Below are 14,110 nucleotides of genomic sequence, written 5' to 3'. Positions count from 1 at the left end.
TCATGCTGCAAACGGTGGAACAGGAAACCGGCGCCTCGCCGCAGTGGTCGGTGATCTGGCTGCACGGCCTCGGTGCCGACGGCCATGACTTCGCGCCGATCGTGCCGGAACTGGTGCGCCCGCACTGGCCGGCGCTGCGCTTCGTGTTCCCGCATGCACCGGTGCGGCCGATCACGATCAACAACGGCGTGCCGATGCGTGGCTGGTACGACATCGTCGGCATGGATTTCCGTTCGCGTGCCGACATGGCCGGCGTGCAGGAATCGGTGGTGCAGCTGGATGCACTGATCGCCCGCGAGATCGAGCGTGGCATCGCGCCGGAAAGGATCTTCCTGGCAGGTTTTTCGCAGGGCGGCGCGATCATCCTGACCGCCGCGCTGTCGCGCACTGCGCCGCTGGCCGGCCTGATTGCGTTGTCCACCTACCTGCCCGAAGCTGAAGGCGCCAAGCGCGTTGACGGTGCCGTGCAGGTGCCGGTATTCATGGCCCATGGCAGCAGCGACCCGGTGATTCCACAGGCGGTGGCCGTACACAGCGCGCAGGCGTTGCAGGCGCTGGGCCTGGATGTGGAATGGCACAGCTACCCGATGGCCCACCAGGTCTGCGCCGAAGAGATCCAGGCGCTGGGTGACTGGCTGCAGGAACGGCTGGGCGTCGCCTGAGCCATGCCCCCGGCCAGCACGCCGCCGTGGATGCCGGAACTGTGCCGCCTGCCGCGGCTGGCGGCGATGCTCGGCCTGGCCGAGCTGGTGGTGGTAGTGCTGGCGCTGGCGCCCGATGGCAGCCGTCACTGGACCTTCGGCGAACTGTTGTCGGCCAGCGGCTTCGCGTTGTGGCTTGCGCTGGCGGTGACCGCCAGCCTGTGCCTGCTGCGGCAGGCGCTGTCGAGGCTGCCGCAGCTGCTGGGGGCCGTCGCGGCGATCACGCTGGCGACCCTGATCGCGGTGGTCTGCGCCGGCATCGTGCATGCGCTGTACGCGGTGCTGGGGGACAACTTTGCTCGGGGAATCAGCTTCTGGCGCTTCACGCTCGGCAGCGCGGCCACCACCGCGCTGATCACCGCGCTGGCCCTGCGCTATTTCTACGTGAGCGACCGCTGGGCCGCGCAGGTGCAGGCCAATGCCCGTGCCCAGGCCGACGCGCTGCAGGCGCGGATCCGTCCGCATTTCCTGTTCAACAGCATGAACCTGATCGCCAGCCTGCTGCATCGCGACCCGGCTGTGGCCGAACGTGCGGTGCTCGATCTGTCCGATCTGTTCCGTGCCGCGCTGGGTGCCGGCGAGGGCGATTCCACCCTGCGCGACGAATGCGAGCTGGCCGAGCGCTACCTGTCGATCGAATCGCTGCGCCTGGGCGAGCGCCTGCAGGTGCGCTGGCAGCGCGACGAGCCGCTGCCGTGGGACCTGCCATTGCCGAGGCTGGTGCTGCAGCCGCTGGTGGAGAACGCCGTGCTGCACGGCATCTCGCGCCTGCCCGAAGGCGGCACCATCGAGCTGCAGCTGGCGCGCGAGGGCAATGAGCTGCAGATCCGCGTGCGCAATCCGGCGCCAGACCCGCAGGCACCCGGGCTGGCCCTGGCGCGCGGTGCCGGCCATGCCCAGCACAGCATCGGCCATCGGCTGGCCTGGCGCTTCGGCAGCGCCGCCCGGATGACGGCTGGCTGGAGCGGGGGCTACTATGCCTGCCAGGTGACAGTGCCGATCCAGTGAGGGGACGATCGTGAGGGTAGTCATCGCCGATGACGAACCGCTGGCGCGTGAGCGCCTGCGCAGCCTGTTGGCCGCGCAGGACGGCGTGGATGTGGTGGCCGAGGCCGGCAATGGCGAGCAGGCCCTGCACGCGTGCGCGGAGCTGCAGCCGGACCTGGTCCTGCTGGATATCGCCATGCCTGGGCTGGATGGCCTGGAAGCCGCCCGCCACCTGGCCAGCTTCGAGCCGCGCCCGGCGGTGGTGTTCTGCACTGCCTACGACGCGCATGCACTGTCGGCGTTCGAGGCCGCAGCGATCGACTACCTGATGAAGCCGGTGCGCGCCGAACGCCTGGCAGCGGCGATTGCGCGTGCACGCACGTTCCTGGCCGGCCGCGACGGCCAGCCGCAGGAACACAGCGGGCAGCAGGCCCGCAGCATGCTGTGCGCGCGCCTGCGTGGCAGCCTGCGGCTGATTCCGCTGGACGACATCCATTACCTGCAGGCCGAAGAGAAGTACGTGGTAGTACACCACGCGCGCGGCGAGGACCTGATCGAGGAATCGCTGAAGTCGCTGGAAGAAGAGTTCGCCAGCCGCTTCATCCGCATCCATCGCAACTGCCTGGTGGCACGCCATGAGCTGGTGGAGCTGCGTCGTGGCACGGGCGGCCAGGTGCAAGCGATGCTGCGTCATGGCAAGCAACCGCTGGAAGTCAGCCGCCGCTGCGTGGCGACGCTGAAGCAGGAACTGCGGCATCTGTGAGTGTTCCGCGCGGCCTGCGGCCGCGACTGCTTCGAAATCAACAGCAACAGCAACAGCGGGTTGGTCGGCTCTGTATTGCTGCGCGTATGGCGCAACGGTGTGGACATGCAGGGGACGCCGTGAACCCATCCATGGGGGCTTGGTCGCCGCATTCATGCGGCTCACACCCCTGCATGCCCACACCGTTCCGCCTTCGACAGATTTCAGCGTCGGACGGCAAAGGCATTGTTGTTATCGGGCGGGGAAAGAGGGGTCAGATCCCTTTTCCTGCGGAAAAGGGATCTGACCCCGGAAGCCGTCGGCTGTTGCTTTTGCTTCTGCTTTTTCTTTTGATCTTCCGTGGCTGACGCGCACGGAAGCTGTCAGAGGCCGGGCGGGGTGGGGTCGCGGGGGTGTCCGCGGCATGGATGCCGCGGCCAAGCCTCCACGGACGGATTCACGGCGTCCCCCGCGAGCCACCCCGCCCGGCCTAGCGCAATGAACCAGCCGTTCGCCCCAGCCACGAGGGGCTCCGCCGTTGGCCGTATCCGCGCCGAAGGCGCGATAATGACCGGATGGAAACCGTCCGCATCGCCACCCGCAAGAGCCCGCTCGCCCTCTGGCAGAGCGAACACGTCGCCGCCCGCCTGCGCCAGGCCCATCCCGGCCTGCATGTGGAACTGGTGCCGATGAGCACCCGCGGTGACGAGGTGCTCGACCGTTCGCTGGCCGCCATCGGTGGCAAGGGCCTGTTCCTGAAGGAACTGGAGCTGGCCATGCTGCGTGGCGAGGCCGACTGCGCCGTGCATTCGCTCAAGGACGTGCCGATGGAACTGGACACACCGTTCGCGTTGCCGGCCATGCTGACCCGCCACGATCCCGCCGATGGCTTCGTTTCCAATCTGTACGCCTCGCTGGACGCGCTGCCGATCGGCGCGCGGGTCGGGACCTCGTCGCTGCGTCGCCAGGGCCAGCTGCGCGCGCTACGCCCGGACCTGGAGCTGCTGGACCTGCGCGGCAACGTCAACACCCGCCTGGCCAAGCTCGACAACGGTGGCTACGACGCCATTGTCCTGGCCGTAGCCGGCCTGGAGCGTCTGGGCCTGGGCGAGCGCATCGTCGCGCGCCTGCAGCCGCCGCAGTGGCTGCCGGCCCCGGCGCAGGGCGCGGTGGCAGTGGAGTGCGATGGTGGCAATGCGCGCCTGATGGCGCTGTTCGCCCAGCTTGATGACGCGGCCACGCGTGCCTGCGTGGAGGCCGAGCGGGCGATGAACCGTGCGTTGCATGGCAGCTGCCATGTGCCGGTAGCGGCCATCGCGCAGTGGCAGGGCGACGACCTGCACCTGCAGGGGTTGGTTGGCAGCGCCAGCGACGGCCGTGCGGTGCGTGCCGAGGCGGTGGGTCCGGCCAGTGACCCGGAAGCGCTGGGCCAGCGTGTGGCGAAACTGTTGCTGGATGCCGGTGCAGGCGAACTGCTGAACGTCTGAGCCACGCATCTGTAGAGTCGAGCCATGCTCGACTGCTGTTGGCCGGCCCGTCGAGCAGGCCCGCCTCTGCGAAAAGAGCAGTCGAGCATGGCTCGACTCTACAAAAGGAAGAACGGGCGCCCTCGCGCCCGTTCTGCTTATTTGAACTTGTAGACCACGTTCATCGTGGTCAGCGTATCGGTCTTGCGCTTGTCCTCGGCCACGTCACTGTTGTAACGCGCCTGCCAGCCGGCCTTCAGCGCCAGATGCTCGTTCATGCTCACCGAAACACCGAAGTCGTTCTGGCCAAAGGTGTTGTAGGAACCCGATTCGACCAGCAGGGTGTTGACCAGGTCGGTGTTGTCGGTCAACGAGTACTTCATGTCGAACAGGCCGCGGCCGATCATGCCGGTGCGGGTGCGGTCGTCCTCGGTGCTGTGGGTGCGGCGCACACCGGGGCCGATCTGCGCGTCGAACGAGAAGCGCTCGGTGTTCCACAGGCGGGTGCCGTAACCCAGACCGAACGAGCTCTGGCGGTCGTAGGTGGCGAAGTCGTCGCGTTCGGTACGCACCGTCGCGGTCAGCTGGCGGTGCTCGCCCAGCTGCAGCGCGCTGCCGGCACTGCCGGTGTAGCGGTTGGCGGTGGTGTTGTTGCGGCGGGTGGTGGTGCCGTCGTCGTTGGTCTCGGTCACCTTGGAGCTGGAGCGCAGGCCGAACAGATCCATGCTGTGCACCCAGTCGCCGTCGGTGTAGCGCAGGCGCAGGCGGCCGTTGAAGCTCTCGGTGCTGCTGTTGCCACGTGCCGAAGCGAAACCGAGCTCGCCGCCACTGCCGCTCCACGGCGAGGACATCGCCGCCAGTTCGGAGGCATCCTGCGCATATGCGAGCGGTGCGCACAGCAGCAGGGGGATCAGCAGGGACACGCGCAGGGACATCGGGGCTTCTCCGAAGCGATTGACAGCCGGTGATGATACTGGAAGCGTGATGGCGGTCCGAATCGATCCAATGCGCGCTTCAGCGAACGTTGCCGCGATCGCCTATTCAGGGCAGATCGACGCGCAATGCCGGGTCGTTGAAGCGCGAATAGCGCAGGCGCAGCTGGAAGCTGCGGCCATTGCTGCTGCCGCTGCGCACGATCTGGCGTGGCAGGCCCTGGGCGTCCACCCAGTATTCCAGGCGTTCGCCGGGCTGGGCGCCACGCAGCCGGTAGTGACGGGTTTCGACGCCACCCAGGGACTGGCTTCCCAGGTCTTCGGCCTGCAGGTCGGCGGGCAGGGCATCGGCCGGCAGCGGATTGCGCCACTGCTCGAGCAGGCCCGGCGGGGTTGGCACCTGGCGGACCGCACCCTCGGCCTGCAGGAACATGGTGTCGCCGATGATGGTCTGCGGCCCGGCCGGGGTCTGCACCCGGAAACGGTCGGGGGCGACGAAGTCCATGGCGCTGCGCACCGGCTGCGGCGCACCCAGCACCTCCAGTTCGGCGTGGAAGCTGCGCAGGGCCGAGAAGCGCTGGCTGGCGCCCAGCACTGCCTGCGCCGGATCCGCAGCCGGCACGGGCGCTTCGGTGCTGGCCGGCGCGGCCGCGCGATCACAGGCGGCCAGCAGCAGGCAGGCCAGCAGGGACAGGGCAGGCAACCGGCGCATCGGGTGTTCCAGAGGGGGGGGGCGACCACGATAGCCCAAACGTCCCACACAAGACCCGCGACTCGGACATAATCGGGGGTATGGACCGATACGAACGCATCACCGCCCTGCATCGTCTGCTCAAGTCCGCACGCTATCCGGTGACGGTGGCGACCCTGCAGGACAAGCTCGGTTGTTCCCGTGCCACCGTCTACCGCGACCTGGCCTTCCTGCGCGATGCGCTGATGGCACCGATCGAAGGCGACGGCGAGGCGGGCTTCCGCTACCAGGCCGACGAGAGCGACCGCTTCGAGCTGCCCGGCCTGTGGTTGAGCTCGGAGGAACTGCATGCCCTGCTGGCCTCGCAGCATCTGCTGGCGCGGACCGGCGGCGGTGTGCTGTCCTCGGTGCTGGCACCGCTGCAGCAGCGCATCGAGAGCCTGCTGGCCGCCCAGGCCGGCGTCTCCAGCTGGCCGGTGGACCGTGTGCGGGTGATTCCGCACCGCGGTCGCAAGTTCGATGAAGGCAGCTTCCGCAGCGTGGCTTCAGCCGTGCTGGAGCGCCGCCAGCTGGCGTTCGAGTACCGCGCCCGTTCCACCGACGAGCCGACCAAGCGCACCGTTTCGCCGCAGCGCCTGACCCACTATCGCGACAACTGGTACCTGGATGCCTGGGACCATGACCGCGAGGCGCTGCGCAGCTTTGCCGTGGATCGCATCCACAAGGCGCGGGTGATCGACAGCACCGCCCGCGATGTGGCCGACAGCGAACTGGACGAGCAGCTGGGGGCCAGCTACGGCATCTTCTCCGGCGCGCCGAAGGGCTGGGCGACCATTCTGTTCAGCGCCAAGGCCGCGCGCTGGGTGGCCGACGAGCACTGGCATTCCAAGCAGCAGGGCCGCTTCCTGGCCGATGGCCGCTATGAACTGAAGGTGCCGTACAGCGTCTCGCGCGAGCTGCTGATGGACGTGCTGCACTACGGCTCGGATGCCGAGATCGTCGAGCCGGTGATGCTGCGCGAACAGGCCAAGGCGCTGCTTGAGCTCGCCCTGAGCAATTACGACAACTCCTGACCTCCCCCGAGAAGCCTTCCGCCCATGAAGAAGACCCTGTTGCTGCCCCTGCTTGCCGCTGCGCTGGCCCTGACTGCCTGCGGCAAGTCCGGCGAACCCTCGCAGAAGCTGGTGGTGGCCGCCACGGCCGTGCCGCATGCCGAGATCCTTGAAGTGGTCAAGCCGATCCTGAAGCAGGAAGGCGTGGACCTGGACGTGCGCGTGTTCAACGACTACGTGCAGCCCAACGATCAGCTGGTGCAGAAGCAGGTGGACGCCAACTACTTCCAGACCGAGCCGTACCTGGACGCCTACAACCGCGATCGCAAGACCGATCTGGTGAAGGTGATCGGCGTGCACATCGAACCGTTCGGTGCGTACTCGCGCAAGATCAAGTCGCTGGCCGAGCTGCGCGAAGGGGCCGACGTGGTGATCCCGAACGATCCGAGCAACAACAGCCGCGCGCTGATCCTGCTGCACAAGGCCGGCGTGATCGAGCTGAAGGATCCGACCAACGCGCTGTCGACCCTGCGTGACATCACCGCCAATCCGAAGAACCTGAAGTTCCGCGAGCTGGACTCGGCGATGCTGCCGCGCGTGCTGGACCAGGTCGACCTGGCCCTGATCAACACCAACTACGCGCTGGACGCCGGCCTCAACCCGACCAAGGATGCCCTGGCGATCGAGAGCAAGGACTCGCCGTATGTGAACTTCCTGGTCGCACGCCCGGACAACAAGGACGACGCCCGCGTGCAGAAGCTGGCCAAGGCGCTGACCAGCCCGCAGGTGAAGGCCTTCATCGAGACCAAGTACAAGGGCGCGGTGCTGCCGGCGTTCTGACGCCAGCGCCCATTCCCCTGTAGAGCCGAGCCTATGCTCGGCTCTGCTTTTTGCGGTATCCCGCCAGCGGCAGCCGAGCATGGCTCGGCTCTACAGTGTCACTCCACGTGCCGCAGCCGGGCGGGCATTGAAGTTTCAATCGACGTGGAAGGCGAGGGTGGCCGCCACGGCCTGCTGCCATCCTGCATACAGTTTCTCGCGCCGGGCCACGTCCATCTGTGGCTCGAAGCGCCGGTCCAGGCCCCACTGCGCGGCGATCTGTTCGCGGCTGGACCAGAACCCCACTGCCAGGCCGGCCAGGTAGGCCGCACCCAGCGCGGTGGTCTCGGTCAGTCGCGGCCGCAGCAGCGGCACACCGAGGATGTCGGCCTGGAACCCGGCCAGGAAGTCGTTGCCGATCGCACCGCCGTCGGCGCGCAGTTCGGTCAGCGCGATACCGGCATCGGACTGCATTGCATCGAGTACGTCGCGGGTCTGGTAGGCCATTGCTTCCAGCGCGGCGCGCACGAAGTGCGCCTTGCGCGTGCCACGGGTCAATCCGAACATCGCGCCACGCACATCACTGCGCCAATAGGGTGCACCGAGGCCGACAAATGCCGGCACCAGGTAAGCGCCGCCGCTGTCGGGCACCTGCGCGGCCAGTGCCTGGCTGTCGCTGGCGCGCTCGATCATGCGCAGCCCATCGCGCAGCCACTGCACCACCGAGCCGGCGATGAAGATCGAGCCTTCGAGTGCATATTCCACGCGCCCGTCCAGGCCCCAGGCGATGGTGGTCAGCAGTCCGTTGCGCGAACGCACCGCCTGCGTACCGGTGTGCATCAGCATGAAGCAGCCGGTGCCATAGGTGTTCTTGACCATGCCCGGCTGGAAGCAGGCCTGGCCGAACAACGCCGCCTGCTGGTCTCCGGCGATGCCGGCGATCGGGATCGGATGATCGAAGAAGAACTGCGGCCGCGTGTGTGCGTACACCGCGCTGGAGTCGCGCACCTGCGGCAGCATCGCGCGCGGGATGTCCAGCAGCGCCAGCAGGTCGTCATCCCAGTCCAGCGTGTGGATGTTGAATAGCAGGGTGCGCGCGGCGTTGCTGTAGTCGGTCACGTGCGCCTGGCCACCACTGAGGTTCCACACCAGCCAGCTGTCGATGGTGCCGAACAGCAGTTCGCCGCGCTCGGCGCGCTGCTGCGCGCCCTCCACGTGGTCAAGAATCCAGCGCACCTTGGTGGCGGAGAAATAGGCGTCGATCAGTAGACCGGTGCGCTCGCGGACCAGCGCCTCGTGCCCTTCGGATTTCAGCCGCTCACAGATGGCGTGGCTCTGCCGCGACTGCCAGACGATGGCGTTGTGGATCGGCTGGCCGGTGGCACGGTCCCAGACCACGGTGGTTTCGCGCTGGTTGGTGATGCCCAGTGCGGCGATATGGCGCGGGTCGACCTGGGCACGGCTGAACAGTTCGGTCAGCGTGGCATAGACGCTGGTAAGGATCTCGCGCGGGTCATGCTCGACCCAGCCGGGCTGCGGGAAGATCTGCGCGAACTCACGCTGCGCACTGCCGACGATGTCGCCAGCGCGGTCGAACAGGATCGCGCGGGAACTGGTGGTGCCCTGGTCGATGGCCAGCACGTAGCGGGGCGTCATGCAGCGTCTCCGATGGCGATGGTGTTGGTAGAGTCGAGCTTGCTCGACTGCTTTTCATGTCAGTCGAGCAAGCTCGACTCTACCGTCTATCGATCCACGCCTGCAGCCGGGCCACCTGCGCAGCATCCAGCCGCAACCCCAGCTTGCTCCGCCGCCACAGCACGTCCTCGGCATTCAAGGCCCATTCGTGGTCGCGCAGGAAAGCCACTTCGCGCGCATGCAGGCCGCCGCCAAAGTCCTCACCAAGATCGTTCACGCCCTGCAGGCCATGCAGCAGCTCCGCGCTGCGGCTGCCGTAGGCGCCGGCCCAGCGGCGTGCAATCTCGGCGGGCAACCACGGTGCCAGCGCCTGCAGGCGGGAGCGCGCCTGTGTGGCGTCACCCCAGTCGCTGCCCGGCAGCGGGTCTCCGCGTGCTGTCCACGCCGGGCCCATCTGCGGCAGGGCCGGTCGCAGCAGCTCCAGCGCTTCCTCGGCCAGCACCCGGTAGGTGGTCAGCTTGCCGCCCAGCACGTGCAGCGCCGGCGCCGGGTTGGACTGCAGCTGAAGGCGGTAGTCGCGGCTCAGCTTTGCCGCACGCGGGTCCGGGTCGGCCAGCAGCGGACGCACACCGGCGAACTGCCAGACCACATCATCTGCACTGATCGGTTCGCGCAGGTAGCGATTGGCCGCTTCGCACAGATAGGCGACCTCGGAGGGCAGCACGCTGCAGCGTGCCGGATCGCCGCGGTAGTCGGTGTCGGTGGTGCCGACCAGCAGATGATCGTGGGCGAACGGCAGCAGGAACACCACGCGGCCATCGGGTTGCTGCAGCAGGCAGGCACTGTCATCGGGCCAGGGACGGCGCAGCACGATGTGGCTGCCCTGCACCAGTCGCAGTGCGGGACCGCCGCCGCTGCGTGCCTCCATCTGCTCCAGCAGGCCACCGGCCCATGGGCCGGCCGCATTGGCGACGGCACGCGCGGTCACATGCTGCTGGCCATCGGCGGATTCCAGTACGGCCTGCCAACGGCCCTGCACAGGGCGCAGTTCGATGCAGCGGCTGCGCACATGCACCTGTGCGCCACGCTGGGCAGCGTCCAGGGCGTTGAGCAGTACCAGCCGCGCGTCATCCACCTGCGCGTCGGCGTAGCTGAAGGCCTGCCGCAGATCCGGGGCGAGCCAGGGGCCGAGCGGATCACGCTGAAGGTCCAGAGCGCGCGATGCGGGAAATGCCGGGCTGCGCCGGCCCAGGTGGTCGTACAGCCACAGTCCCACGCGCAACATCCAGCGCGGGCGCAGGTGCGGTTCCCACGGTAGTACGAAGCGCAATGGATGGACCAGATGGGGCGCCTGCCGGCGGACCACCTCGCGTTCGCCGAGGGCCTTGCGCACCAGGCCCAGCTCGCCCTGTTCCAGATAGCGCAGGCCGCCGTGGATCAGTTTGCTGCTCGCACTGGAGGTGTGCGCGGCCAGATCGTGCTGCTCGCACAGCATCACCCGCAGGCCCCGGCCGGCCGCATCACGGGCGATGCCGGCACCGTTGATGCCGCCACCGATCACCAGCAGGTCGATTTCGTGCATCGCGCCTCCGCATTCTGTGTGTGCGTAGAGTCGACCGTCAGTCGACTGTTCTTTCAAAAGTCGAGCATGGCTCGACTCTACAAAAGGCAGTCGACTGACAGTCGACTCTACAGACAGCAGGTGACGGAAACGACGACGGGCCCCGAAGGGCCCGTCGCGTTACATCAGTGAAGCAGGTGCAGCCTGGATCAGAAGCGGGCGCCGATGCCGAAGCCGACGGTCCACGGATCCATCTTGGCTTCGCCGATCTTCTCGCCGCCGACCTTGATGTCCGGGCGGGCGCGCATGTAGCGGGCGTCGGCACGGGCGAACCAGGTGGAGTTGATGTTCATGTCGACGCCGACGGTGCCGATCACGCCCTTGGCATCCTTGAAGCGGATGTCGGTGTCAGCGCCGTTGCCCAGCTTCTCGTTGCTGAAGGTCGACTGGTAGTAGCCCACGCCCACGAACGGACGGAACACGTTGTCGGCCTGGCCGAAGTGGTACTGGCCGCTCAGGGCGACCGGCTGCTGCTCGACCGAGCCAACGCGGGCGTTGTTCGGGCCCTTGAAGGTGTTGTCGAACTTGTCGGCAGCGCCCCACAGTTCAACGGCCCAGTTGTCGTTGATGTAGTAGCTGAAGCTGACGGTCGGCGCCGGGCCGCCATCGGTCTTCTTCACGCCGGTGATCGGGTCGTTCTTCGGTTCCAGCAGCGAGATGCCGCCAACAACGGCAAAATGCTTGCCCGAAGCGGTGTCGGTGCTGCTGCTGTCCTGGGCGAAAGCGGCCGGCGCGAACGCGGCGGAGGTCAGCAGGGCGAGACTCAGGATACGGATGGAGCGCATGGGGGTATCTCCTAATGTTTCTTGTTTTGGGCCCCCGGTTGCGGGGCGAGCACACCGTAGTCGCCTCAACATGAATCGAATCCGACGCGCGTTAAAAAATAGTTGTCCTTGTTCAGCGATCAGCGCGAAAAGCCTGTATTGATGGGGTTTCCGGTCATCGGCGGCATTCATTCAGTTGGAGAAGATGTGAGCGCGGCAACGATGTGCATTGGCCTGCAAGCGCAGGTGAATGTGGATTGCAGGGTGCTGCTGCTGGGCTCGATGCCCGGCGTGGCGTCGCTGCAGGAGCAGCGTTACTACGCGCATCCGCGCAATCGTTTCTGGCCGCTGCTGGCGGATATCTGCGGATTCGACGCGGGTCTGCCCCATGCGCAACGACTGCAGGCACTACAGGCGGCAGGTGTTGGCCTGTGGGACGTGATCGGCCGGTGCGAGCGGCGCGGCAGCCTCGATGCGGATATCGTGCGCGGCACGGAAGTGCCCAATGCGCTGCCGGCATTGATCGCTTCGCTTCCTGAGCTGGAGCTGATCGGCTGCAACGGCGCCGCATCGCTGAAGGCATTCCAGCGTTGGGTGCTGCCCTGCCTGGAGGCCCCGCCAAGGCTGCTGGCACTGCCGTCCACCAGCCCGGCCAATGCGGCCTGGTCGCTGCCACGGCTGCGCCAGGCCTGGCAGCCGGTAGCCGACGTACTGGCGACATGAAGCGGACATCGTCCGGACAATACGCTACCGACTGGATGCAGCCACAACCCATGGACAACAGCGTGTCCCGGCTGCGTGCGTACTGAAAACACCTGTAACGGTTGGCGCTGGCCCCCGCTGGCCGCACAATAGACGTTTCCCTACACCAGATTGCCGGAGTTATCCCCATGGCCGAAATCAAGGAAGCACTTGTCCCCGATATCGGTGACTACAGCGATATCCCGGTAATCGAGGTGCTTGTCGCCGTCGGCGACACGGTCAAGAAGGACCAGGGCCTGGTGACGCTGGAAAGCGACAAGGCGACCATGGAAGTGCCGTCTTCGGTGGCTGGCGTGGTCAAGGAACTCAAGGTCAAGGTGGGCGACAGCCTGTCCGAAGGTAAGGTCGTGGCCCTGATCGAAGTGGCCGAGGGCGAAGCCGCCAAGCCGGCGGCTGCTGCGCCGGCACCGGCCAAGGCCGCTGCCCCGGCTGCCGCCACCCAGAGCGCGCCGGCCCCGGCCGCAGCTGCGCCGGCCGCTCCGGCTGCCAGCGGTGGTGCGGTGGAAGCGCTGGTGCCGGATATCGGCGACTACGCCGGCATTCCGGTCATCGAAGTGCTGGTCGCCGTCGGCGACACGGTCAAGAAGGACCAGGGTCTGGTCACGCTGGAAAGCGACAAGGCCACCATGGAAGTGCCGTCGTCGGTGGCCGGCGTGGTCAAGGAGATCAAGGTCAAGGTCGGCGACACGCTGTCGCAGGGCAATGTGGTCGCCATCATCGAAGCCGAGGGCGCTGCCGCGCCGGCGCCGACCAAGGCTGCCGCTGCGGCCGCTCCGGCTGCCGCCGAGACCGCCACCAAGGTCGAGCCGGTCGCTGTGCCGGCGCAGCCGGACAAGCTGGCGGCCCGCGAGATCGCCTCGGCCGGTACCCCGTCCAGCCCGCCGGTGCAGTTCAACGCCGATGGCGTGCTGCCGGCCAAGGTGCCGTATGCCACCCCGGCGGTGCGTGTGTTCGCCCGCGAACTGGGCGTGGATCTGCTGCAGATCAACGGCACCGAGAAGGGTGGCCGCATCACCAAGGGTGACGTGCAGAAGTTCGTCAAGGCCGCACTCAGCGGTGGCGTGCCAGCGGCCGGCGGTGCTGCAGTCGCTGCCGGTGGTGGCCTGAACCTGCTGCCGTGGCCGAAGGTCGATTTCAGCAAGTTCGGCGAGACCGAAGTCCAGCCGCTGTCGCGCATCAAGAAGATCTCCGGTGCGAACCTGGCCCGCAACTGGGCCATGATCCCGCACGTCACCCAGTTCGAGCAGGCCGACATCACCGACCTGGAAGGCCTGCGCGTGGCGCTGAACAAGGAGAACGAGAAGGCCGGCATCAAGCTGACCATGCTCGCCTTCCTGATCAAGGCCAGCGCCGCAGCGCTGAAGAAGTTCCCGGAATTCAACGCTTCGCTCGATGCCAGCGGCGAGAACCTGACCCTGAAGAAGTACTTCCACATCGGCTTCGCCGCCGACACGCCGAACGGTCTGGTCGTGCCGGTCATCCGCGACGTGGACAAGAAGGGCGTGGTGCAGATTGCGCAGGAAACCGGCGAACTGGCCAAGAAGGCGCGCGACGGCAAGCTGGGTCCGGCCGACATGAGCGGCGGCTGCTTCTCGATCAGCTCGCTGGGCGGCATCGGCGGCACCGCGTTCACCCCGATCGTCAATGCACCGGAAGTGGCCATCCTCGGCGTCTCCAAGTCGTCCATCCAACCGGTCTGGAACGGCAAGGAATTCGCACCGAAGCTGATGCTTCCGCTGTCGCTGAGCTACGACCACCGCGTCATCGACGGCGCCCTGGCCGCACGCTTCACCACGTACCTGTCGCAGGTACTGGCCGACATGCGCCGCGTGCTGCTGTAAGGCACCGCTTCGCCCCCACCGTGCGGCCGCTGCCCCTGGCGCGGCCGCGTGAACAGATGCAGTGACAGCCCGCCGGCACCGCCGCGCGGGCACGAGG

General features: G+C 67.3%; 13 protein-coding genes. 8 read left to right on the top strand and 5 right to left on the bottom strand.

The window, feature by feature from the left end; translation table 11 throughout:
* Nucleotides 1-2 precede the first annotated feature (2 nt).
* The 4 genes from FQS62_RS19485 (at nt 3) to hemC (ending at nt 3,917) form a co-directional block, all read left to right on the top strand.
* Nucleotides 3-662, top strand: a complete 660-nt coding sequence (locus tag FQS62_RS19485; RefSeq protein WP_208043709.1) for an alpha/beta hydrolase — start codon at nt 3-5, stop codon at nt 660-662.
* Between the two features lie 3 nt (nt 663-665).
* Nucleotides 666-1,709: a sensor histidine kinase gene (locus FQS62_RS19480; RefSeq protein WP_208043710.1), complete on the top strand. Its 1,044-nt coding sequence runs from the start codon at nt 666-668 to the stop codon at nt 1,707-1,709.
* A gap of 10 nt (nt 1,710-1,719) precedes the next feature.
* Nucleotides 1,720-2,451, top strand: coding sequence for a LytR/AlgR family response regulator transcription factor (locus FQS62_RS19475; RefSeq protein ID WP_049449107.1), 732 nt, complete (start codon nt 1,720-1,722; stop codon nt 2,449-2,451).
* 554 nt (nt 2,452-3,005) lie between these two features.
* Nucleotides 3,006-3,917 carry a hydroxymethylbilane synthase gene (gene hemC, locus FQS62_RS19470; protein WP_208043754.1) on the top strand — a complete coding sequence of 304 codons (912 nt, stop codon included), beginning with the start codon at nt 3,006-3,008 and terminating at the stop codon, nt 3,915-3,917.
* 137 nt (nt 3,918-4,054) lie between these two features.
* Here the strand turns inward: hemC and FQS62_RS19465 are convergent, their stop codons facing one another.
* Together FQS62_RS19465 and FQS62_RS19460 are read right to left on the bottom strand one after the other, a co-directional pair.
* On the bottom strand, nt 4,055-4,831 hold the full coding sequence (locus FQS62_RS19465; protein WP_049448000.1) for a DUF481 domain-containing protein: 777 nt from the start codon (nt 4,829-4,831) through the stop codon (nt 4,055-4,057).
* 106 nt (nt 4,832-4,937) lie between these two features.
* On the bottom strand, nt 4,938-5,540 hold the full coding sequence (locus FQS62_RS19460; RefSeq protein ID WP_099589468.1) for a LolA-like protein: 603 nt from the start codon (nt 5,538-5,540) through the stop codon (nt 4,938-4,940).
* 80 nt (nt 5,541-5,620) lie between these two features.
* On the opposite strand from FQS62_RS19460, the gene FQS62_RS19455 reads away from it, so the two are divergent.
* Nucleotides 5,621-6,592 carry a helix-turn-helix transcriptional regulator gene (locus FQS62_RS19455; RefSeq protein WP_010481302.1) on the top strand — a complete coding sequence of 324 codons (972 nt, stop codon included), beginning with the start codon at nt 5,621-5,623 and terminating at the stop codon, nt 6,590-6,592.
* 24 nt (nt 6,593-6,616) lie between these two features.
* On the top strand, nt 6,617-7,411 hold the full coding sequence (locus FQS62_RS19450; RefSeq protein ID WP_049447998.1) for a MetQ/NlpA family ABC transporter substrate-binding protein: 795 nt from the start codon (nt 6,617-6,619) through the stop codon (nt 7,409-7,411).
* 135 nt (nt 7,412-7,546) lie between these two features.
* On the opposite strand, the gene glpK is transcribed toward FQS62_RS19450, so the two are convergent.
* The 3 genes from glpK to FQS62_RS19435 all read right to left on the bottom strand — a co-directional run bounded on the left by glpK (nt 7,547) and on the right by FQS62_RS19435 (nt 11,431).
* Complete coding sequence (gene glpK / locus FQS62_RS19445; RefSeq protein WP_049447996.1) at nt 7,547-9,046, bottom strand: glycerol kinase GlpK; 1,500 nt, start codon at nt 9,044-9,046, stop codon at nt 7,547-7,549.
* Between the two features lie 79 nt (nt 9,047-9,125).
* Complete coding sequence (gene glpD / locus FQS62_RS19440) at nt 9,126-10,607, bottom strand: glycerol-3-phosphate dehydrogenase (protein ID WP_099589469.1); 1,482 nt, start codon at nt 10,605-10,607, stop codon at nt 9,126-9,128.
* A gap of 188 nt (nt 10,608-10,795) precedes the next feature.
* Entirely contained in the window at nt 10,796-11,431 is a 636-nt protein-coding gene (locus FQS62_RS19435) for an OmpW/AlkL family protein (RefSeq protein WP_057500508.1), read from the bottom strand.
* Between the two features lie 186 nt (nt 11,432-11,617).
* Here FQS62_RS19435 and FQS62_RS19430 point away from each other — a divergent pair, with 186 nt between their 5' ends.
* Both FQS62_RS19430 and aceF read left to right on the top strand, forming a co-directional pair.
* Complete coding sequence (locus FQS62_RS19430; protein WP_080354816.1) at nt 11,618-12,133, top strand: DNA-deoxyinosine glycosylase; 516 nt, start codon at nt 11,618-11,620, stop codon at nt 12,131-12,133.
* Nucleotides 12,134-12,300: 167 nt separating this feature from the next.
* Nucleotides 12,301-14,013: a dihydrolipoyllysine-residue acetyltransferase gene (gene aceF / locus FQS62_RS19425; RefSeq protein WP_099589470.1), complete on the top strand. Its 1,713-nt coding sequence runs from the start codon at nt 12,301-12,303 to the stop codon at nt 14,011-14,013.
* Nucleotides 14,014-14,110: the final 97 nt, after the last annotated feature.

The organism is Stenotrophomonas sp. SBJS02 (genome assembly GCF_020428325.2).
GTDB lineage: Bacteria > Pseudomonadota > Gammaproteobacteria > Xanthomonadales > Xanthomonadaceae > Stenotrophomonas > Stenotrophomonas africana.
This window is presented reverse-complemented; position numbering and strand designations above follow the sequence as displayed.